General features: G+C 49.7%; 20 protein-coding genes and 2 tRNA genes. 19 read left to right on the forward strand and 3 right to left on the reverse strand.

From position 1 onward, the window contains the following. Nucleotides 1-41: 41 nt before the first annotated feature. Nucleotides 42-1,295, forward strand: coding sequence for an LL-diaminopimelate aminotransferase (locus tag NSU18_RS28455; protein ID WP_341150628.1), 1,254 nt, complete (start codon nt 42-44; stop codon nt 1,293-1,295). A 312-nt stretch (nt 1,296-1,607) separates the two neighbouring features. Here the strand turns inward: NSU18_RS28455 and NSU18_RS28460 are convergent, their stop codons facing one another. Next, nucleotides 1,608-2,168, reverse strand: a complete 561-nt coding sequence (locus NSU18_RS28460; RefSeq protein WP_341017608.1) for a GNAT family N-acetyltransferase — start codon at nt 2,166-2,168, stop codon at nt 1,608-1,610. Nucleotides 2,169-2,923: 755 nt separating this feature from the next. Here NSU18_RS28460 and pyrR point away from each other — a divergent pair. From pyrR to NSU18_RS28510, 10 genes are all read left to right on the forward strand, one after another. Continuing rightward, a complete protein-coding gene (gene pyrR / locus NSU18_RS28465; protein WP_341150629.1) occupies nt 2,924-3,505 on the forward strand; it encodes a bifunctional pyr operon transcriptional regulator/uracil phosphoribosyltransferase PyrR in 582 nt (193 codons plus the stop codon). A gap of 2 nt (nt 3,506-3,507) precedes the next feature. Then, nucleotides 3,508-4,416, forward strand: coding sequence for an aspartate carbamoyltransferase catalytic subunit (locus NSU18_RS28470; protein ID WP_341150630.1), 909 nt, complete (start codon nt 3,508-3,510; stop codon nt 4,414-4,416). Nucleotides 4,417-4,514: 98 nt separating this feature from the next. After that, the gene (locus NSU18_RS28475) at nt 4,515-5,795 is read left to right on the forward strand and encodes a dihydroorotase (RefSeq protein WP_341151113.1); all 1,281 of its coding nucleotides are present in this window, start codon (nt 4,515-4,517) and stop codon (nt 5,793-5,795) included. 84 nt (nt 5,796-5,879) lie between these two features. Beyond that, the gene (gene carA, locus NSU18_RS28480; protein ID WP_341017614.1) at nt 5,880-7,061 is read left to right on the forward strand and encodes a glutamine-hydrolyzing carbamoyl-phosphate synthase small subunit; all 1,182 of its coding nucleotides are present in this window, start codon (nt 5,880-5,882) and stop codon (nt 7,059-7,061) included. 1 nt (nt 7,062) lies between these two features. Further along, entirely contained in the window at nt 7,063-10,284 is a 3,222-nt protein-coding gene (carB, locus tag NSU18_RS28485; RefSeq protein WP_341150631.1) for a carbamoyl-phosphate synthase large subunit, read from the forward strand. 128 nt (nt 10,285-10,412) lie between these two features. Next, nucleotides 10,413-11,198: an orotidine-5'-phosphate decarboxylase gene (gene pyrF, locus NSU18_RS28490; protein WP_445321827.1), complete on the forward strand. Its 786-nt coding sequence runs from the start codon at nt 10,413-10,415 to the stop codon at nt 11,196-11,198. Beyond that, the gene (gene pyrE, locus NSU18_RS28495; RefSeq protein ID WP_341017618.1) at nt 11,195-11,836 is read left to right on the forward strand and encodes an orotate phosphoribosyltransferase; all 642 of its coding nucleotides are present in this window, start codon (nt 11,195-11,197) and stop codon (nt 11,834-11,836) included. The genes pyrF and pyrE overlap by 4 nt, the downstream gene beginning before the upstream one ends. A gap of 657 nt (nt 11,837-12,493) precedes the next feature. Then, on the forward strand, nt 12,494-12,658 hold the full coding sequence (locus NSU18_RS28500) for a hypothetical protein (RefSeq protein WP_167347621.1): 165 nt from the start codon (nt 12,494-12,496) through the stop codon (nt 12,656-12,658). Between the two features lie 85 nt (nt 12,659-12,743). Next, nucleotides 12,744-12,817 (forward strand) — tRNA-Met (locus tag NSU18_RS28505). 49 nt (nt 12,818-12,866) lie between these two features. After that, nucleotides 12,867-12,940, forward strand: a tRNA-Ile gene (locus NSU18_RS28510). 126 nt (nt 12,941-13,066) lie between these two features. Here the strand turns inward: NSU18_RS28510 and NSU18_RS28515 are convergent. Both NSU18_RS28515 and NSU18_RS28520 read right to left on the reverse strand, forming a co-directional pair. After that, a complete protein-coding gene (locus NSU18_RS28515; protein ID WP_341150632.1) occupies nt 13,067-13,297 on the reverse strand; it encodes a hypothetical protein in 231 nt (76 codons plus the stop codon). Then, nucleotides 13,298-13,600 (reverse strand): hypothetical protein, encoded by a 303-nt coding sequence (locus tag NSU18_RS28520; protein WP_341150633.1) that lies wholly within the window; start codon nt 13,598-13,600, stop codon nt 13,298-13,300. Nucleotides 13,601-13,674: 74 nt separating this feature from the next. Here NSU18_RS28520 and NSU18_RS28525 point away from each other — a divergent pair, with 74 nt between their 5' ends. From NSU18_RS28525 to NSU18_RS28560, 8 genes are all read left to right on the forward strand, one after another. Further along, on the forward strand, nt 13,675-13,941 hold the full coding sequence (locus NSU18_RS28525; RefSeq protein WP_341150634.1) for a hypothetical protein: 267 nt from the start codon (nt 13,675-13,677) through the stop codon (nt 13,939-13,941). Nucleotides 13,942-14,234: 293 nt separating this feature from the next. Next, nucleotides 14,235-14,444 (forward strand): hypothetical protein, encoded by a 210-nt coding sequence (locus NSU18_RS28530; protein WP_341150635.1) that lies wholly within the window; start codon nt 14,235-14,237, stop codon nt 14,442-14,444. A gap of 247 nt (nt 14,445-14,691) precedes the next feature. After that, nucleotides 14,692-16,479 carry a DUF262 domain-containing protein gene (locus tag NSU18_RS28535; protein WP_341150636.1) on the forward strand — a complete coding sequence of 596 codons (1,788 nt, stop codon included), beginning with the start codon at nt 14,692-14,694 and terminating at the stop codon, nt 16,477-16,479. A gap of 591 nt (nt 16,480-17,070) precedes the next feature. Then, complete coding sequence (locus tag NSU18_RS28540) at nt 17,071-17,364, forward strand: restriction endonuclease (RefSeq protein WP_341150637.1); 294 nt, start codon at nt 17,071-17,073, stop codon at nt 17,362-17,364. 367 nt (nt 17,365-17,731) lie between these two features. Then, nucleotides 17,732-17,908, forward strand: coding sequence for a hypothetical protein (locus NSU18_RS28545; protein ID WP_341150638.1), 177 nt, complete (start codon nt 17,732-17,734; stop codon nt 17,906-17,908). A gap of 642 nt (nt 17,909-18,550) precedes the next feature. Continuing rightward, a protein-coding gene (locus NSU18_RS28550) for an IS1182 family transposase (protein WP_341150639.1) occupies nt 18,551-19,911 on the forward strand; the annotation gives its coding sequence in 2 pieces (ribosomal slippage) (nt 18,551-19,121 and nt 19,121-19,911; 1,362 coding nt in all). Between the two features lie 706 nt (nt 19,912-20,617). Continuing rightward, nucleotides 20,618-20,764 (forward strand): hypothetical protein, encoded by a 147-nt coding sequence (locus NSU18_RS28555; protein WP_341150640.1) that lies wholly within the window; start codon nt 20,618-20,620, stop codon nt 20,762-20,764. Next, on the forward strand, nt 20,703-20,948 hold the full coding sequence (locus tag NSU18_RS28560; protein WP_341150641.1) for a hypothetical protein: 246 nt from the start codon (nt 20,703-20,705) through the stop codon (nt 20,946-20,948). Before NSU18_RS28555 ends, NSU18_RS28560 begins: the two co-directional genes overlap by 62 nt. Nucleotides 20,949-21,030 lie beyond the last annotated feature (82 nt).

A 21,030-nucleotide genomic window follows, 5' to 3' on the forward strand; every position in this document is an offset into this window, starting at 1 on the left:
TATAGATTCACAACATAGGCCCAGGAGATGAGTAGAAGATTATGAGCATTGAACAATATCAGGCAACATTCATTCAGACGAATTTTGCAGACCGCATCGGCGGCGAAGGATACGGCAAGGATACGTCCATCTACAAATTTGAGAAAATCAAACGTGCCAAAGCCTCGGCGAAGCAGGATTTTCCGGACATTGAGCTGATCGACATGGGCGTCGGCGAGCCGGACGAAATGGCAGATGAAGGCATCGTGTCCAGACTTGCGCTGGAAGCGGCCAAGGAAGAGAACCGCGGCTACTCCGATAACGGTATTCCTGAATTCAAGGCAGCAGCGGCTGTGTACCTTAAGGAAGTTTTTCAGGTGGACGGAATTGACCCTGTAACGGAAATCGTGCATTCCATCGGCTCGAAGCCTGCGCTGGCTATGCTGCCATCCGTATTCATTAATCCGGGCGACATCACAATCATGACCATTCCGGGCTATCCGGTGCTGGGCACCCATACCAAGTATCTGGGAGGACAAGTCTACTCCGTGGAGCTGAAGAAGGAGAACAACTTCCTGCCTGACCTGAACTCCATTCCTGAAGAGGTTGCCCGCAAGGCGAAGCTGCTCTACCTCAACTATCCGAACAACCCTACGGGTGCAAGTGCCACACCTGAGTTCTTCACTGAAGTGGTAGCTTGGGCCAAAAAATATGATGTAGTCGTCATCCATGACGCTCCTTATGCTGCTTTGACATATGACGGCGTGAAGCCGCTGAGCTTCCTGTCCGTGCCTGGTGCCAAGGATGTCGGCGTGGAGCTGCACTCCCTGTCCAAGTCCTACAACATGACCGGCTGGAGAATCGGCTTTGTGGCCGGCAACCCGCTGATCGTGAAGGCGTTCAGTGATGTGAAGGACAACAATGATTCCGGCCAGTTCATCGCGATTCAAAAAGCTGCCGCTTACGGCCTTTCTCATCCTGAGATTACCGAAGCGATTGCCGCCAAATACTCCCGCCGCCACAACATGCTGGTGGATGCGCTGAACAGCCTGGGCTTCAAGGCCGAGAAGCCGAAGGGCTCCTTCTTCCTCTATGTTGCCGCGCCAAAAGGCGTCAAGGGCGGACGCCGCTTTGAATCCGGCGAGGATTTCTCGCAGTTCCTGATCCGCGAGAAGCTCATCTCCACCGTGCCTTGGGATGATGCCGGCGCGTTCGTGCGTTTCTCCGTGACCTTTATCGCCAAGGGCGAGGAAGACGAGAAACGTGTCATCTCCGAAATCCAAAGACGTCTGAGCGACGTTGAATTTGAATTTTAAATGTAGATAGTGAATAAGCCGCTGCGGAGAAAACTGCAGCGGCTTCTTTGTAGTTCCGTCTATCAACATAGCGAACTCCCGCCCAGCCCGGCCCGAATTGTTGCACAAATTGCAGCCTTGCACCGCTCAAACCAAGTTTGGACACGCTAATCCTGCCCTTTTTGCAACAATCCATTCGGTGATGATGAATATTTGGCATGAATCCTGCAAAAACTGCAACAATTGGCGCAGCAGCACACAGGAGCGGAAGAATTCCTGCATAATGTGCAACATCAGAGCATGAGTAGAGCATTAGTAAAGCATCAGTGCAGCCTATCCCTTCCGGTAAGCCACCTTATGAAAAGCATTGATATAACGGAACAATCCTTTGCCGTCATCCGGCACATTCCCCGTGCCACCCAGCTGCAGCATCATGGCCTGATAAGGCTCCGGTACCATTCGATATTGATGGACATAGGAGGTCAGGACGAACCCGTTCCGCTCCCAGAAATGAATACGCTCCTTATGCGACCCCGTAGCCCCCGATTCCGCTTCAATGATGACTCCCCGGACACCATGTTCCTGCACCGTCCAAGCTTTGATCTGCTTCAGCATCCAGGTCCCCGTACCCTGCCCGCGCAAGGCCTTATCTACCGCCAGGTAATCGATAATCAGGATCTTGTCCGCAGCATCTCCGACAACACCCGTAACTGCCATCGCAACAACCATCCCCTGCTGAACCCCAGCATGTAAGTAACCAATCCCCCGGTTCAGCATACTGCGCAGAATTCCCTTGGTCTTAGCCCCGCTCGGAAAAGCTTCATGGTAGATCCCCTCCATCCGCCCCCACCACGCTTCATCCCACTCTTCTATAGTAATAAACTCCATGTTCATGATTGTATTCGCCTCCAGTTCCATTCCAGTTTTATCATAACAGAGCAGGGGCTGGAACGAAATCAGGGTAGATCGCTCGTGTATCCCCGTGTTGTTCCTAAGTTTGATTGTGGCGGTCACTTTTTTAAAATGAGCCGGGATATTGCCGCTGATGCGGTGTCTTGTGCCATTTGTGCAATTCCTGTATTCCGCAGTTGTTGCAGTATGGCGGCAATCGCCGCCATACACGAAAATGCACTATCAGCGCAGCGCTATAGTGCTTATCTACCTGCCTCTCTCCCAAGGGGGATGGCAAGTCTTTGTCCCTTGCACCGTTTAGGTGAAAGTGGCGGAGGGGATTTTGGAACTGCAGGAGCGATAGCGTTCGCCTTTGTCTCCGGATTTAATCCGCTTAGCGGTTAATTCAAATCAATCTGGAGACAACAGCGACCGAAAGTCCAAAATCACCGCAGCCGCGCCCTTCACCTAAATGAAATGTCTGTGAAGAAAATTTGACATCCCCCCGTCCATCTGTCATAATTCCCTATAGTTGAATAGCGCCTTTAATTCAGTCCCGTGAGGCTGGCAAGGTAACGTGAATCGAGGTTCGCGTAAGAAAGCAGGAATCCGTAGGAGTACGGAGGGCCTTTTTCTGCGCGCGGACACGCCATCTTTTTGAATCTGCGGATTTCACTCCTTGCCTGCTTTGGGCAAGGAGTTTTTTAGTTTATCCGGGGAACTTGAACAGGCGATCAAGCAGGAGGATGGCAAAGAGGATGGTTACTGAAAAAAATGTCATTATGGACGAAACGGCGATTCGCCGGGCACTGTCACGCATTGCACATGAGATTTTGGAGAAAAACAAGGGTATCGAGAATTGCCTGCTGGTCGGCATCCGGACCCGGGGGATCTACCTAGCTCAGCGGATCGCGGAGCGCATTAAGGAAATCGAGGGCGTGGACATCCCTTACGGGGAGCTGGACATTACCCATTACCGCGATGACCGCGAAGGCGGCGGGGACAACCGGGAAGCGATGGACAAGGCGGTTGTGAACAGCAATTTGATCCTCCCTCCGGGCTCAAGCGGCACCCGGGACAAGAAAGTGATCCTGTTCGACGATGTACTGTACACCGGAAGAACGATCCGCGCGGCAATGGATGCGCTGATGGATTGCGGACGGCCCCGGATGATCCAGCTGGCTGTACTGGCTGACCGCGGCCACCGGGAGCTGCCGATCCGCCCCGACTATATCGGCAAGAACGTACCCACCTCCAGGCATGAGCAGATTGAAGTGTCCCTGAGCGAATATGACGGCAAGGACGAAGTGTACATTATTTCAAACCGGGAGGAACGATAACAATGATGACGGCAACCAAAGTGAAGGAACGCAGTCTGCTGGGGATGAAGGAGCTGGCGGAGTCGGAGATTAACCAGCTGTTAAACAGAACAGCCTACTGGGATAATCAGAGCGAGAAGCTCACGCCGGTGCTGAGAGCACATTTTGTTGCCAATATGTTCTTCGAGAATAGTACAAGAACCCGCTTTTCCTTCGAAATGGCCGAGAAACGCCTGGGTGTACAAGTACTGAACTTCACGGCTGCGGCCTCCAGTGTGGAGAAGGGCGAGTCCATCTACGACACAGTGCGCACACTAGAGTCGATGGGCATCGATGCCGGAGTGGTCCGGCTGAAGCCCGCCGGGGTACTGCAGCAGCTTGCCGAGAAGGTAGGCGTTCCGCTCATCAACGCAGGGGACGGCAACAACGAGCATCCGACCCAGGCGCTGCTGGACCTGTACACGATGCGCAAGCATTTTGGCGGACTGAAGGGCCTGAAGGTCTCGATCATCGGGGATATTATGCACAGCCGGGTAGCACGGTCCAACCTCTGGGCACTCACCAAAATGGGGGCAAGCGTGCAGTTTTGCGCCCCTGCGAATATGCAGGCACCTGAGCTTGCGGCCTACGCTCCATACGTGTCAATGGAAGAAGCGCTGAAGGCGGATGTGGTCATGATGCTGAGAGTGCAGCTGGAGCGTCATGCTTCGGGAATTATTTTATCGGCAGAGGAATACCGGAGAGACTACGGGTTGACCGAAGAACGGGCAGCCAAGCTGAATCCGGCATCGATCATCATGCACCCGGCGCCGGTCAACCGCAATGTGGAGATCGACGATGCGGTGGTGGAGAGCAGCCAGTCCCGGATTTTCCCGCAGATGGCGAATGGAGTGCCGGTACGGATGGCGGTCATGGAACGGGCGCTGCAATAGCGGTCAGAAATGTATTAATAAATATACACAAAGATGAATTTTTATTATATAATAACTACAGAGCTTACGGCTGCGGCCGGAAGGCACAAAGGAGAATCATAACCGTGATCATCAAAAATGCCAGTGTACTGAACGAAGCAGGCGTGCTGGAGCGCAAGCATATTGTTGTGCAGGACGGAGTTATCTCGAAGATTCAGGATGCCGCCGAGGCGGTAGAGGAAGCCGGAGAGACCGTTGAAGCGGAAGGTAAGCTGCTGATACCGGGACTGATCGATATGCATGTGCACCTGCGTGAGCCGGGCTTCGAGCATAAGGAAACGATTGAGACGGGTGCGCGTTCGGCGGCCAAGGGCGGATTCACTACAATAGCCTGCATGCCGAACACACGCCCGGTAACTGACAGTGCAGAGATCGTACAGCTGGTGAAGGATAAGGCGCGCGAAGCAGGGCTTGTGAAGGTGCTGCCTTACGCGGCCATTACCAAGAATGAGCTGGGACGCGAACTGACGGATTTTGCTGCATTGAAAGAAGCAGGGGCGATCGGCTTCACCGATGACGGCGTAGGCGTGCAGAGCGCACAGATGATGAAGGATGCGATGAAGCTGGCGAAGGAACTGGATATGCCGGTGATTGCCCACTGTGAGGATAACTCGCTGGTGGAAGGAGCGCCGGTAGCCGAAGGCACTTTTGCCGACAAGCATGGCCTGAAGGGAATTCCGAATGAGTCGGAAGCCATTCATGTGGGCCGTGACATTCTGCTGTCTGAAGCAACGGGTGTCCACTATCATGTGTGTCATGTCAGCACCGAGCAATCGGTCCGGCTGATCCGCCAGGCGAAGCAAATCGGCATTAAGGTGACCGCTGAGGTATGCCCGCATCATCTGCTGCTCTCGGAAGAGGATATTCCGGGCATGGACGCCAATTGGAAAATGAACCCGCCGCTGCGCTCACGCCGCGACGTGGAAGCCTGCATCGAAGGGCTGCTGGACGGCACGCTGGATATCATCGTGACCGACCATGCCCCGCACAGCGAAGAAGAGAAAGCTAAGGGCATGCAGCTTGCGCCTTTTGGCATCGTCGGCTTTGAGACAGCCTTCCCGCTGCTGTATACCGCTTTTGTGGCCACAGGCAAATGGGATCTGTCCCTGCTGGTGCAGCGGATGACCGCTGATCCGGCCCGGGTGTTCAGACTGAATACAGGCAGCCTTACAGTAGGGGCGCCTGCCGATCTGACCCTGATTGATTTGAATGAAGAGAAGGAAGTAGACCCTACAGCATTTGCGAGCAAGGGCCGCAATACACCTTTTACCGGATGGAAGCTTAAGGGCTGGCCGGTGAAGACCTGGGTAGACGGCAGAGCCGTATGGAGTGAGGCTTAACAGAAGTAAGCAGTAGCCCATGCAGCCCGGCTGCATGGCTGTGACATAAGAATCAGACTACAGAAACAAGAAGGAGTGGAAGGCATGCAGGCGAGATTGCTGCTTCAGGACGGAACACTGTTCACAGGCACCGCATTTGGCGCGGAAGGCGAGAAGACGGGCGAGGTTGTTTTTAACACAGGAATTACAGGCTATCAGGAGGTACTATCGGACCCTTCGTACTGCGGCCAGATCGTCACCATGACGTATCCGCTGATCGGGAATTACGGCATTACCCGTGATGACTTCGAGTCCGTGCGCCCTTTTGTACACGGCTTTGTTGTGCGGCGTCACGAATCCGTACCCAGCAACTGGCGTGCTGAATACAGTGTAGACGATCTGCTGAAGGAATATGACATTCCCGGCATCAGCGAGATTGATACCCGTATGCTAACCCGGATTATCCGTCACTACGGCACTATGAAGGCGATCCTCACCACTTCCAACAAGCGTGTGGAAGAATTGATGGAGATGATGGGCGACACTACGATTGAGGAGCTGCGCAATCAGGTTGCACGTACCTCAACTACAGCAGCCTACAGCAGCCCGGGCACCAAGGAACGCATCGTGCTGGTCGATTACGGCGCGAAGACCGGTATCCTGCGCGAGCTGAACAACCGCGGCTGCGATGTGGTGGTTGTCCCCCATGATGTCACCGCAGACGAGATCCGCCGCCTGAACCCGGACGGCATTCAGCTCTCGAACGGCCCTGGGGACCCGAAGGATGTGCCTTATGCGGTACAGACGATCTCCGAGCTGCTCGGCGAATACCCGATCTTCGGCATCTGCCTGGGACACCAGCTGTTTGCACTGGCTTGCGGCGCTGATACAGAGAAGCTTAAGTTCGGCCATCGCGGCGGGAACCATCCGGTGAAGGAGCTGGAGAGCGGACGCTGCTTCATCACCTCCCAGAATCATGGCTACACCGTGAATGAGGAATCGATTGCGAGCACAGACCTTCAAGTTACCCATATCAATAACAATGACAAAACCGTTGAAGGACTGAAGCATACCCGCTACCCTGCTTTTTCGGTGCAGTACCATCCGGAAGCGGCCCCGGGACCGCATGACAGCAGTTATCTGTTCGACCGCTTCCTGCAGCTGATCGCAGAACATAAGGCGCAGCGGCCGGCCGGATCGCGCCAGGCACAGCTTGCGGCGAATGCCAGAATCACGGCACCGAAATCATCATCACCCCAGCTTGAAGCCGTGAAAGGAGCTCTATAACATGCCTAAGAACAACAAACTCAAAAAAATTCTGGTTATCGGCTCCGGCCCGATCGTTATTGGTCAAGCTGCCGAATTCGACTATGCAGGCACACAGGCTTGCCAGGCCCTTAAGGAAGAGGGCGTCGAGGTTGTACTGATCAACAGTAACCCGGCGACGATTATGACCGATACCAATATGGCTGACAAAGTATACATCGAACCGATTACACTCGATTTCGTCACCGGCATTATCCGCCAGGAGCGTCCGGACGGACTGCTGCCGACCCTCGGCGGACAGACTGGTCTGAATATGGCCGTAGAGCTGGCCCGCGCCGGAGTCCTGGAGCAGGAGAATGTGAAGCTGCTGGGCACCCAGCTCGACTCCATCGAGAAAGCAGAGGACCGGGACTTGTTCCGCGAGCTGATGCGCGAGCTGGATCAGCCAGTACCGGAAAGTGCAATCATCACCAGTGTGGAAGAAGCCCTGGGCTTCGCATCCGGAATCGGTTATCCGCTGATCGTTCGTCCTGCTTACACGCTGGGCGGAACCGGAGGCGGGATCTGCGACAACGAAGAAGAGCTGCGTGAGACCGTTAAGGCGGGTATCCGTTACAGCCCGATTGGCCAATGTCTGGTCGAGAAGAGCATCGCCGGAATGAAGGAAGTCGAGTATGAGGTTATGCGTGATGCGAACGACAACTGTATCGTAGTCTGCAACATGGAGAACTTTGATCCGGTTGGCGTACATACGGGCGACAGTATCGTTGTGGCGCCGAGCCAGACGCTGTCCGACCGTGAATATCAGATGCTGCGCAGTGCTTCCCTGAAGATTATCCGCGCGCTGAATATTGAAGGCGGCTGTAATGTTCAGTTCGCACTGGACCCGCAGAGCTACCAGTACTACGTGATTGAAGTGAACCCGCGTGTCAGCCGCTCCTCGGCGCTGGCGTCGAAGGCGACCGGCTATCCGATTGCCAAGATGGCGGCCAAGATTGCCCTCGGCTATACGCTGGATGAAATCGTCAATCCGGTAACCGGCCAGACGTATGCCTGCTTCGAGCCTACACTCGACTATATCGTCAGCAAAATCCCGCGCTGGCCGTTCGACAAATTCACCTCGGCGAACCGCAAGCTGGGCACACAGATGAAGGCGACCGGTGAGGTCATGGCGATTGGCCGTACCTTTGAAGAGTCGATTCACAAGGCGATCCGCTCGCTGGAGATCGGTGTTCACCGTTTCCGCCTGCCGGGAGCAGAGCTGCTGGAAGAGAGTGTGCTGCGCACCAGACTGGCCAAAGCCGATGATGAGCGCCTGTTCCTGATCGCGGAAGCCTTCCGCCGCGGCTATGAGCTGCAGGAGATTCAGGATATTACGAATGTGGACTGGTGGTTCCTCTCCAAGATCGAAGGACTTGTCAAGTTCGAGGATGAGCTGCGGGCTGAAGAGACCTTGTCTGCTGACACGCTGTATCAGGCCAAGCGCAAGGGCTTCACAGACCGGGCAATTGCCGAGATCCGTGCCGAAGGCCGTCCAGGCGGAGCATTCACCAAGGAGTCAGAGGTACGTGTGCTGCGTCTGCAGCAGGGTCTGGTTCCGGTATTCAAAATGGTAGATACCTGCGCCGCTGAATTTGAGGCCACTACGCCGTACTACTACTCGACCTATGAGACAGAGAATGAGGTCATCCATTCCGACAAGCAGAAGGTTATTGTCCTCGGCTCCGGTCCAATCCGTATCGGCCAGGGGATTGAATTTGACTACTCCACAGTGCATGCCGTGTGGGCGATTCAGAATGCCGGATACGAAGCTGTAATTATCAATAACAATCCAGAGACCGTATCAACGGATTTCAATACCTCGGACCGCTTGTATTTTGAACCGCTGTTCTTCGAGGATGTCATGAACGTCATTGCCCAGGAGAATCCGATAGGAGTCATCGTACAGTTCGGCGGACAGACCGCGATTAACCTGGCTGCACCGCTTGCTGCTGCGGGTGTGAACATTCTGGGTACCAGCCTGGACAGCATTGATGAAGCCGAGAACCGCAAGAAGTTCGAAGCGCTGCTGGCCCGTCTGGATATCGCACAACCTAAGGGTAAGACTGTAATCAACATCGATGAAGCCGTCGAAACTGCGCAATCCCTCGGTTATCCGGTGCTGGTTCGTCCATCGTATGTCCTGGGCGGACGCGCCATGGAGATTGTTTACAACGACACAGAGCTGCTCAGCTACATGGTTGAAGCGGTCAAAGTGAATCCGGAGCATCCGGTGCTGATCGACCGTTACATGCTGGGCAAGGAAGTGGAAGTGGACGCCATCTGCGACGGAGAGACAGTTGTAATTCCGGGCATCATGGAGCATGTGGAACGCGCAGGGGTTCACTCCGGCGACTCCATCGCTGTCTACCCGCCGCAATATCTGGATGAAGGTCTGAAGCAGAAGATTGCCGAGATTACCATCAAGATTGCCAAGGAGCTCAAGACCATCGGTCTGGTGAACATCCAGTTCGTTATTTATCAGAATGAAGTGTATGTCATTGAGGTCAACCCGCGCTCCTCGCGCACGGTTCCGTTCCTGAGCAAGGTAACCGGTATTCCGATGGCGAACCTGGCGACCAAGATCATTCTGGGCGGCAAGCTGAAGGAAGACGGGTACACAGAAGGCCTGTGGCCGGAGAGCGATTATGTGTCGGTAAAAGTGCCGGTGTTCTCTTTTGCCAAGCTGCGCAGAGTAGAGCCTACGCTCGGACCGGAGATGAAATCTACGGGTGAGGTTATGGGCCGCGACAAGCTGTATGCCAAGGCGCTCTATAAAGGCCTGATCGGTGCAGGAATGAAGATTCCGGCTACCGGAGCAATCATCGTAACCGTAGCCGACAAAGACAAGGCTGAAGCGGTTGAGCTGATGAAGGGCTTCCATGCCATGGGCTACAAAATCATCGCCACCGGCGGTACAGCAGCGGCGCTGGAGCAGGCGGGACTGAACGTGATGAACGTTAACAAGCTGGATGAGGGCGAGCCGACTATTCTGGATCTGATCCGCGGCGGTCAAGCGAACTTCGTCTTCAATACACTGACCAAGGGCAAAACGCCTGAGCGTGACGGATTCCGCATCCGCCGTGAAGCGGTAGAGAACGGAGTCGTATGTATGACCTCGCTCGATACGGTAACGGCGCTGCTGAGAATGCTGCAGACGATTAACTTCTCGTCCCAGTCGATGCCTGCTTTTGTCGGACAATAAGATAGAGGGTGAGGCAGCTGTAACAGGCTGCTACAGGAACGGTTTGCGTTAACGCAGACCGTTCCCCTATGCCCGGGACCTTAATATCGAAGGTGTTGGATAAGATAACTAAGAAAGAAGGTTGGCGAATGGAACGGACAGCAGCAGAGCAGCAGCACGTACATGAGAATGCTTGGCAGATTGAGAAATGGAATGAAATGGCCGGACGGCTGATGGTCGCCCTGGATTACCCGAATGCAGACCAGGCGCGGGCGCTGATCGAACAGCTCGAAGGCATCCCCTGTTACATGAAGGTAGGCATGCAGCTGTTCTATGCAGCCGGTCCAGACTTCATCCGGGAGCTGAAGGAGCGCGGATATTCGGTATTCCTTGATGTCAAAATGCACGATATCCCCAACACGGTCCGGGGCGGGGCAGAGAGCCTAGCCGGGCTGGGCGTGGACATGTTCAACGTACATGCCGCCGGTGGCGCAGCCATGATGGCGGCTGCGCTGGAAGGAGCGGCCCAGGCGGTCAGCTTGAAGCCGTCGCTGCACATGCCGCTGATCATTGCAGTAACCCAGCTTACCAGCACCAGCCAGGAAGTGATGAACCGCGAAATCGGCATAGCCGGAACAGTGACTGATGCAGTGGTGCGTTACGCCAAGCTCGCCGCAGAAGCAGGCCTGCATGGAGTCGTAGCTTCCCCACAGGAATCTCTGGTGATTGCAGAAGCCTGCGGACCCGAATTCCGTACGGTTACACCAGGTATCCGGCCTGCAGGTGCGTCACTAGACGACCAGTCCCGGGTCATGACACCCGGACAGGCTATCCGTCAAGGCAGCCACTACCTGGTAGTGGGCCGGCCGATTACCGCAGCGCCAGACCCGCGTACGGCAGCACTGACTATTATTGAGGAGATGAGCCAAGCATGAGCATATTAGAGAATCGAAGTGAACAGGTCGCAAGTCATCTGCTGGAGATCGGAGCGGTAGCCCTGCGCCCGCAGGAGCCGTTCACCTGGACCTCCGGCATCAAATCGCCGATCTACTGCGACAACCGTCTGACCATGGCTTTCCCGGCAGTCCGCAATTACATTGCGGAGGCCTTCGCAGAGCTGATCAGAACCAGCTACCCGGACGCCGAGGTGATTGCCGGGACAGCAACCGCCGGTATCCCGCATGCGGCCTGGGTGGCCGATAAGCTCGGTCTCCCGATGGCTTACATCCGTGACAAGGCCAAAGGCCACGGCAAGCAGAACCAGATCGAAGGACTGATCACGCCCGGGCAGAAGGTCGTCGTGATCGAGGACCTGATCTCCACTGGCGGCAGCTCCATAAAAGCCGCACAGGCCGTACAAGAAGCAGGCGGCCTCCCGCTGGCCGTGCTGGCTATCTTCAGCTACGAGCTCGACCGCGCCGTACAGGCTTTCGCCGCTGCCGAGCTTCCGCTCCAGAGCTTGTCTAACTACAGCACGCTGATTAATGTGGCGCTGGCCCAAGGCAAAATCGCTGAGAGCGATGTAGCGCTGCTGCAATCCTGGCGCCAGGACCCTGCGGCGTTTGGCGTGTAGGGCAGGAGACAGGGAAGAAGAGAATAGGAAGAAGATGAGAAGCATTGCCCATTTGCCAGGGGCTGGGCTTCTTTTTTTATTGCTTATAATTAGTTTTTGGGCTTGATGTAGAGCGTACGCTCATACTCCAGTCAGCTGATAGGCTGGCTAAGTTGTAGGCTGGCTGGAGAAGTGGATGTTGACTAACAAGTAGAAGCTCCCCCTCAAGGGAAAGAAGTGGAAAAACAGCATCTATTCAATCGCTTAGCGCACTTCTGGTGACTTTAGTTGGAAAAAATACACTTGTTGAGTCTCGATATGGACAATAGCGTAATTACCGCATGAAATAGATGACCTAAATCCACTTATTTCCTTTGAAGAGGCGACTTTCGCCCAAGCAAGTGTACAAAATCCAACTGTTTCCCTTAACTGCTCAGTATCTCCAATCTCCACAGCCCCTAATTAGCTGCGCACTCTCTTCCTGTTCTTAACTCATTTGTTATACTCCATATCCCAGTAATCTGCTTCATACCAGCGTTATGCTTCAACCAGTCACCTAAGCATACGGGCAGAAATTGCCATCCACTCCGCAGAGCATTCCTCTAATTTTCTTGCAAAACTGGGCATGATAAATAGCACCGGGACATATATTATTGCGATGAAGGAGAAGAGGGTATCATGAATTGGATCTATTTTGCCAAGTTATTCAGGACCAGATTTCAAGCGGGCTGCCTTGCCAAAAGACTGGAGCAGGACGGATGGATCTATGGGTATCATGATCCGAGTTTTGTGGAAATATACCGTTCGCGCAAGGGCCGTTATGGTGTGCGTTTTCTGCCTTAGACAGAAAATCCAAAATCATCCTTGACTTTATCCATGGCTATATTGTATATTATCTATTGTCGCTGTTTAAATAATTCTTAACTGACGCGGGGTGGAGCAGCCCGGTAGCTCGTCGGGCTCATAACCCGAAGGCCGCAGGTTCAAATCCTGCCCCCGCAATTACCTTATTACACCGGACAGCACTCGTCTAATACGGATATCCTAGTCCGGGCCCTTAGCTCAGTTGGTTAGAGCGGTCGGCTCATAACCGATTGGTCACAGGTTCGAGTCCTGTAGGGCCCACTTCACTTAAACCCTTACTTTGTAAGGGTTTTTTGCTGTAATTAGGCTCATAGGAGTGAATAGAATATGCTTGAGCAGGGAAAGGCCGTTTTTTTATCTTGCTAACGGATTTGCTAACGAGGGCTTTTATTTCACAGCTTGCAACTGTTTTTCTGCGAATTTATTGAGTTCATCTTCAATTCTGTCAACGGCCTCTTCCTGCATGATCGGGAGCAGATGCGAGTACCTCTCATTGAACATCGCTGGAGTCATACCAAGCCGTTCGGCAGCAACCTTTGGATTTATGCCAATCGCTAGGAGAAATGAAGCATGGGTATGACGCTGATCATGGAAACGGATGGAGTAAATCCCATCCATTCAATCTTCGGTAAGTTTTAATTCAATAAGATGTTTGCAATGAGGGCACTTTTTTTCTAGGGTAAATGTCTTCTTATCGTTAATAGTGAGCAAAGAGATTAACTGGATGAACAATCCCGGTAATGATAAAGCGGCAAGTATGAGGGTTAGTCGATTCATTATTGCTGCATTGGTAATAGCTTGATCATCAAAGAAGGCTAAGAAAATCATGATTGAGATCATGAAAATCACACCAACTATTGCAAACATAAATATTATTGCAGATATCCTTCTTGCCCATAATTTTATTTTTTTGATCGTCATTATATCACCTCGAATCTAATACGGAGATTTAGGAGAATGGATTCAATAATATGGAAGGAGTCGAGTGCGCGTAAATGAATGAGCAAAAACGCCGGCGTATATTTCAAAAAGTAAAGTCGATGTCGAATATTAAGTTTTGGAACTGGATGAATTTCGTTCACTCCCGGGCTTATGCCAAGGCCCAGCAGCATTACGAAGAATCGATAGGAATTGTCCTTCAGCCGAAGCAGGCTGCAGCTGTGTCTGCCAAGGCTAAGGGGATCCGCGAGACCTGGGACGGTATGGCTACAATTACAATGGAAGAAACAGAGGGTGCTGAACTCAAATCAGTGGGGGGCTGAAAATGCGGAATACCTTAGGAGACTTGAATAATCACCTGTTTGTCCGGCTACTGCAGGAGAATGCAGAACTGCGAGAAAAGCTTGCAGTCAGTGAGAAGCAATAATACAAAAACCCCCATTACCTTGGCTGGGACTGGGGTCCAATCTCTTACCTTCATTCGAATTATACCACGAGTGAGGGGATTATCATTGGGAAAAGCGACAAATTAGCAATCCAACTGGCTTTTGACATCCTCCCGGTCGACGAAAAAGAGACCCGCCGCCGGGTGGATGGATATTTGGAGACGGTTCGTGTGTATCGACAGATTGGCTTCGTACGGCGCCAGGCGGCACTCACGGCCAGCCCGGAGCCGCGGTATCATGGATCTGCCAATGCGATAAGCCGGATGACGGAGAATATAGCGGTATGGAATACGGATAGAGAGATAGAATTGGAACGACAGTCAAAACTGTTGGATATTGCTGTTAGCCGGCTTAAGAAGGCGGAGCGGGAGATCATTTAGCTGCGCTATTTGGAGCATGAGGATGAGTATGATTCCATACTGTGAGGGGAACTAGGTATGAGTGAACGCAAGTATCGGCGGGTAAAGTCGAGGGCAATTTATATTTTAGCGTGTGCATTAGGGTTAGAGGTTCTAATGGAGGGAAATTAATCCAGTCAATTAAAAGGTATTAAAATAATTATAGCGAATTTTATTATAGAACTTAAGGGGTTTTAAAAAAATACTCTGTAAAAGGAATGAGTAAACTATGGAGAAAAAAATAGTGTCTTCACTACAGCGGGAGCTTTCTATTCGTAGTGAGACAATTCAAAGACTTTTTAATTTCTATCAGAACGAATTATTTTATGTTAATAGAAGGTATCAAAGAAAGCTTATCTGGACTATCGAAGAAAAAAGGAAGTTTGTAGATTCTTTAATTAAAGGATATCCAGTCCCTTTAATACTATTAGCAGATAGTGTTAATGACGGGACCTCTGTTTTTGAAATTATTGACGGTATGCAAAGATTGAACGCAGTAATGTCTTTTATTGAGGGAGAATTTAGTTATAATGACATGTATTTTGATCTTGAAACTATGGTCGAATCAAAGTCTTTATTAGATAAAGGTGTTTTGATTCAAAAAAAACCGGTGCTTGATAGAAATGTCTGTGAAGTATTCTCTAGTTATGTCTTACCGTTGTCTATTTATTCCTTTAATGATGAAAAGAAAGTAGATGAAATATTTATTAGAATAAATAGTTATGGCAAACATTTATCTAGGCAAGAATTAAGGTCGGCTGGAACACTCGGAATATTTAATGATTTGGTAAAAAAACTAGCTGCTGAGATAAGAACGGATGTTTCACCAGGGAATATTCTTAATTTAAACAAAATGAAACAGATTAGTATAACTAGTACTGGATTAGATTATGGCATACCTGTTGAGGAAATTTTTTGGGTTAAGAATAATGTCTTAACTAAAGAAATGGTAAGAGAGGCTAGGGACGAGGAACTCATATCTGATATTATAGCAGCAATGGCTTTCTCTGATATACCACCCTCTAGTTCAACAATATCGGATCAGTACTATGGTTTGAAAGAGAGTGAAAGATCTTTTGAATTGGAATTACAGCTTAGAAAAATAGGCATTGAAAATCTAGAAAAGCAATTTATAAATGTATATGATGAGATACGAGCGGTTCTGCATATAAGTACCAAAAATTTTAGAGAAATAGTATTTGGTGATCCTGCTCTGAAGTTGCCTAGATATTTCCATGTTGTATTCTTAGCTTTTCATAAATTATTAATTAGAGAAAATAAACAAATAAGTAGTTATACAGAATTGGAAAAGAAGTTAACAGGCATAGCTTCCCACATTAGAATAACTGAAGGTGGAAATTGGAGCGCCTCTAATAAAAATGATAATGTTAATGCTGTTTCTGGCATCTTGCAAAGTTGTTTTAAGAATAAATCCGTGGAGGATCCAGCGAGTCATAGATGGTTAACTGAATTTGAATCATTATTAATGCAGTCAAAGACAGAACAAACGCTCTATGATTTCAAACAGGGTTTTACAGTATTGGATTCATCTAATGCTTTTGATACTAATAGTTTCGCTAAAATAGTTAAAACGTTGACTGCTATGGCTAATAACAGCCCTCATTCAGTTGGATATGTGTGCGTGGGTGTTTCTGATAAATTTACAGATGCTCAGCGAATAAAAGAAATATATGGAGTTGAACCAACGAATTATAGAGGGTTCTTTATAACAGGAATAGGGCATGAAGCACAGATTTTAAAAAAGGATCTTGATTCCTTCTATAGATGGATAATTCAAGAAATTAAAAAACAGCCTATTTCTGATGAGGCTAAAGATATATTGTCGCGGAACATTAGAATAATTAATTATTTCGAGAAAGATGTATTGATAATTACTGTTAAATCTACTGCAAATCCTATGATTTATCAGGATAAGTACTATACACGGCATGGAGCAAATATTAATGAAGTGGAACCTAAAGATTATCCAAGCTTCTTTAGAAGATTTAGTCAATAATCTTTTGACCGTTTTTTGACCGATTATTGACCGGACAATAGCCGTTCATTAGCATATAGCATGATATATATGTAATGTGGCAATCAAGCGAGACTGACACGCACGACCGTACCTGCGGCGATTAACTGGGGCGTACCTCCTCTCGCTTTTTCTATGAAAATATTTGAAGTAGCTTGAAGATCATGGCTATTGATGCACCACCAAAAAGCATTTTTAATATGACTGGTTTAAAAGCTTCGCTCACTCTATCCATAAGATAGTCACCTCCATTATTTATAGGACTAAAGTTCGATACCAAAAGAGGGAATTCCTTCCTTTGTGACGAATACAGACCTATACGATCATATTAGCGGAGGGGTTACAAATGGCAAGAAGAAAGAGTGAGGCAAAGCAGGAAAAGGAGTTTTTCCAAGGGTTGGTGGGCTTAGCAGCAATGGGATTAGCACTCGGAGGATACTATTTAACCAAAACTATACAAGGTGCTATAGTTGGCGCTGCTGTCGGTGTGGCTATTGTAGTTGCATTGATGATTGTGGTAGGGCAGAAGCGGGCTGAGCGCTTGAAAAATCTGGTATTGCTGAGATTGATAAAATGGAAGGTGTACAATTTGAACAATATCTTGGCCATCTCTTCCGTTCTCAAGGATACAAAGCTGAAGTTACACAAGCAGCCGGTGATTACGGTGCTGATCTGGTCCTTTCCAAAGACGGGAAGCGAATTGTTGTCCAGGCTAAGCGGTACAGAAAGAACGTTGGATTGAAGGCAGTGCAAGAAGTTCGTGGAGGTGTTTCACATTATGGCGCTTCGGCTACCTGGGTTGTAACGAATAGAGAGTATACTGAGCAGGCTTACAAGCTAGCAAAGTCAAATAATGTGCGGCCGTGAAGAGCTTATCGAAATGCTTCTTCAAATGAGAGAGAAGATGGTAGCTGCTAAAAAATCCAATAATGCTAAGACGAGCGCTTGAGCGAAATAGTGAGCAATGAAAAGCATGATGAGTGAATAGATCTGCTCAAGGCTGATATTCACTGTTGGTGGCTTAGACTCTTATTTCGCCGGCTCTGTAAAATGGTCTTGTCCTCCTTTGTTACAAAGTCCGCAAAGGTTTTAAGCAAAGAGCGCAGTGTATTTGCTGCGGATGCGGAGCGGACGCCTCTAATCTGGCCAGGCTTTCAGCACATATTAACTATATACATATTCCGAAGTCGCTCATTATTGGGTGGCTTTTTATTATGAGGAAAGGGTGATTCTGGTGGAGATAGCAGCAGAGCTTCATGATTTGGAAATGACCTGCGAGGAGGTCGCAGTTGAACTGGCCGGACCTTATAGGCTCAATACAAAGGAGCAGCGCCTGCTCGCTTATCTGCTGGATGATAACAAAAGCAAGAAGATCGGCGATATCTGCAAGGCGCTTAAGATCACCGCCTAGACTCTGCTTCGAAAGACAAGACCCGGACTGGAGCGGAAGATCGAAGCTGTTGGTTCGGAAGCCTGGAAACGTGATTCGAAGTCTGCTCTTAAATCAAGATCAGTATCCAAGTGTGCTGTGAACCAGTGGATGTACTTATATTTACGGAAGGATAATGATCATGAGGAAAAAACAGAATAATATTCGTCATTCGCTGAAAGATCCTCCCATACAACCAAAGAAGTGTACAGGATGCATATGGGGCCGTTGGGAAGGGACAGCACAGTTTTGTGGCAGATTGAAATGTCAGAAGGGGAAAAATTCCTAATCGTCGAATATTGACTTATGGAGGTGAGAATAATGAAAAATAGCGTCGAAATTATCCATCATGCAACCATCCAGAGTCTTCAAACAACTGTAAACTCATGGCTTCATGGACATAAGAATGTCACGGTGAAGTCTATCCAGTACCAAAGAGAACAAAATAGTCACGTTGCATTTATCTGGTATGAAGATTAATGAAAGAGAGAAGAGCACCTTAACGGGTGCTCAGGCTGTCGAGAAAGTCTCGACAGCCTTCTTTATGTGATTTTGATTTCACACGACACCGCGTTAATGTTATATAATATATGTAACTATTTATAGAACGGATGGTGTGTCGACATGCTGCGTTCCAATCGAGAAAAGCAACAAGCTTACGAATTTGTTTCTATTGAAGATTTGGTTCCTCAAGACCACTTGCTTCGCAAAGTAGATAAATATATTGATTTTTCGTTTATCGATGAGAAGGTTAGACCCCTGTATTGCTCGGATAACGGACGCCCTGCGATTGATCCAGTCGTGCTGTTCAAGATGATTTTCCTGGGGTACTTCTACGGCATTCGTTCCGAACGTCAGTTAGAACGTGAGGTCCAAACGAACTTAGCTTACCGTTGGTTTCTGGGGCTGGGGTTAACCGACAAGGTTCCAGACCACTCTACGATTAGCTGGAATCGGCGAACCCGATTTAAAGATACGAACATTTTTCAGGATATTTTCGATGAGATTGTGCTTCAGGCCATTTCGCACCGGATGGTGGGCGGACGGGTTCTTGTCTCAGACTCTACTCACGTCAAGGCGAGTGCGAACAAACACCAATACACGAAACAAATGGTACTGCAAAGTACCAAGGATTATGTGGACGAGCTCAATGCTACCGTAGAAGCAGACCGGAAAAACCATGAAAAAAAGCCCTGAAACCTAGAGAGGAAGTGAACGAAGAAAAAGAAATTAAAGTGAGCAAGACGGATCCCGACAGCGGGTATATGATCCGCGACGGTAAGCCGGAAGGCTTCTTTTATCTGGACCACCGGACGGTAGATCTGAAATACAATCTCATTACAGATGTCCATGTCACGCCCGGAAATGTCCATGATTCCGTGCCGTATTTGTCGCGTCTGGACCGTCAGAGGGAACGTTTTGGATTTCAAGTGGAAGCTATTGCGCTAGATTCAGGGTATCTAACAACGCCGATTTGCCGCGGTTTACAGAACCGAAAGATATTTGCCGTTATTGCTCACCGGAGATTCCATCCCAAGCAAGGACTGTTTCCCAAATGGAAGTTTACTTTTGATGGTGAGCGAGAGTTGTACGTCTGTCCAGCCGGCCAAGAATTGAAGTACCGGACGACGGACCGCAAAGGCTACCAGCAGTATGCGTCAGATCCGGAGCAATGTAAAAATTGTCCGTTTTTAAACGAGTGTACGCAGTCCAAGAACCACCGGAAAGTGGTGACCCGGCATGTCTGGGAGGACAGCAAGGAGTGGGTCCGGAACAACCGGCTTAGTAAGTCAGGTAAGCAGTTGTACCGCAAACGAAAAGAAACGATTGAGCGAAGCTTCGCGGATGCTAAAGAGCTCCATGGGTTTCGCTATTGCCGGTTGCGCGGGTTGCCAAATGTCAGGGAACAAGCACTGATGACAGCAGCCGTGCAGAACATGAAGAAGATGGCGATTCAACTGGATCGCCGGGAAAAACAGGGGTAACCCCCTCGTTGTCCCGTTTGCAGGTAGTCATTGAAATACAAAAGAAACCCAGGGTCTTTAAATGACCTGGGTTTCTCGACAATCTGAGCACCTTAACGGGTGCTTTTTTTATGCATATAAATGACCTTCTATAAGCCGTTCTCAGGGCTTGTTTTCAGGAACGTGTGTTTTTGAAGAGGGTGAAAAAGGGCAGGACGGGCAGGTTCTCTCCGTCTCCTGCTGGATTTTCGCCTGACCAAAGATGAAAAACCAACTCAACTCAAATGGGAAAAAGACATACACCTAAAAAATAGGCATATGTCTTTTCAATTAAATTAGTTTAATGTCCATTGTGATGTAATACCCATTCCGGATCATGGAAGTGGCCACCATTTGGATCATCAGTATGTCTTGGATTAAAGGCCCAGTGATATCCACCGGGAGCTGGTCCAGGAGGATTTGTGGTGGGGATAGAAGTGTGAGGGTCGACGAAAGCCGTGTGACCTTGGACAAAAGATCCAACATGGCAATGGTCAGGGTGACAGTGAGCTTCGTGATACTCTTCGATCTGCATCGGTATTAAGTGATTGTGGTGAGGATGGTGGTCATGAGGCACTTATCTTCATCCTTTCTGATTTGGGATCGAACTTAGCATGAGCAATTGTTGTGAGGATTATAGGGTGTTACTAATATTGACACAAAATAAATATTACCAAGGAGGGTCCTTATGGACATCAGAATCATACCGATTGACCAGCTTAACGCAGCTGTCTATAATCCCCTCGTCGATCTTCAGCCGGGAGATCCTGAGTATGAGAAGCTTCGCCGCAGCCTGGACGAGTTCGGCTATATTCGACCCGATTGTTTGGAATGAGCAGACCGGCAATATGGTCGGAGGCCATCAGCGGTGTAAGGTGTTGGTCAATGAGCAGGGCCACACGGAGCTAGCTGTATCGGTTGTCAACCTGGACCCCGAGCGGGAGCGTCTGCTGAATCTGGCGCTGAACAAAGTGTCTGGCCGCTGGGATAATGAAGCGCTGGCGCAGTTGTGTTTTTAGAGGGCCTATTATATGTGTTCTCAAACACTTTCAAACAATAAACTCGTCTGGCATTAAGCCAGGCGGGTTTATTTTATAGCTT

This window comes from Paenibacillus sp. FSL H8-0048 (genome assembly GCF_038002825.1).
Lineage (GTDB): Bacteria > Bacillota > Bacilli > Paenibacillales > Paenibacillaceae > Paenibacillus_AQ.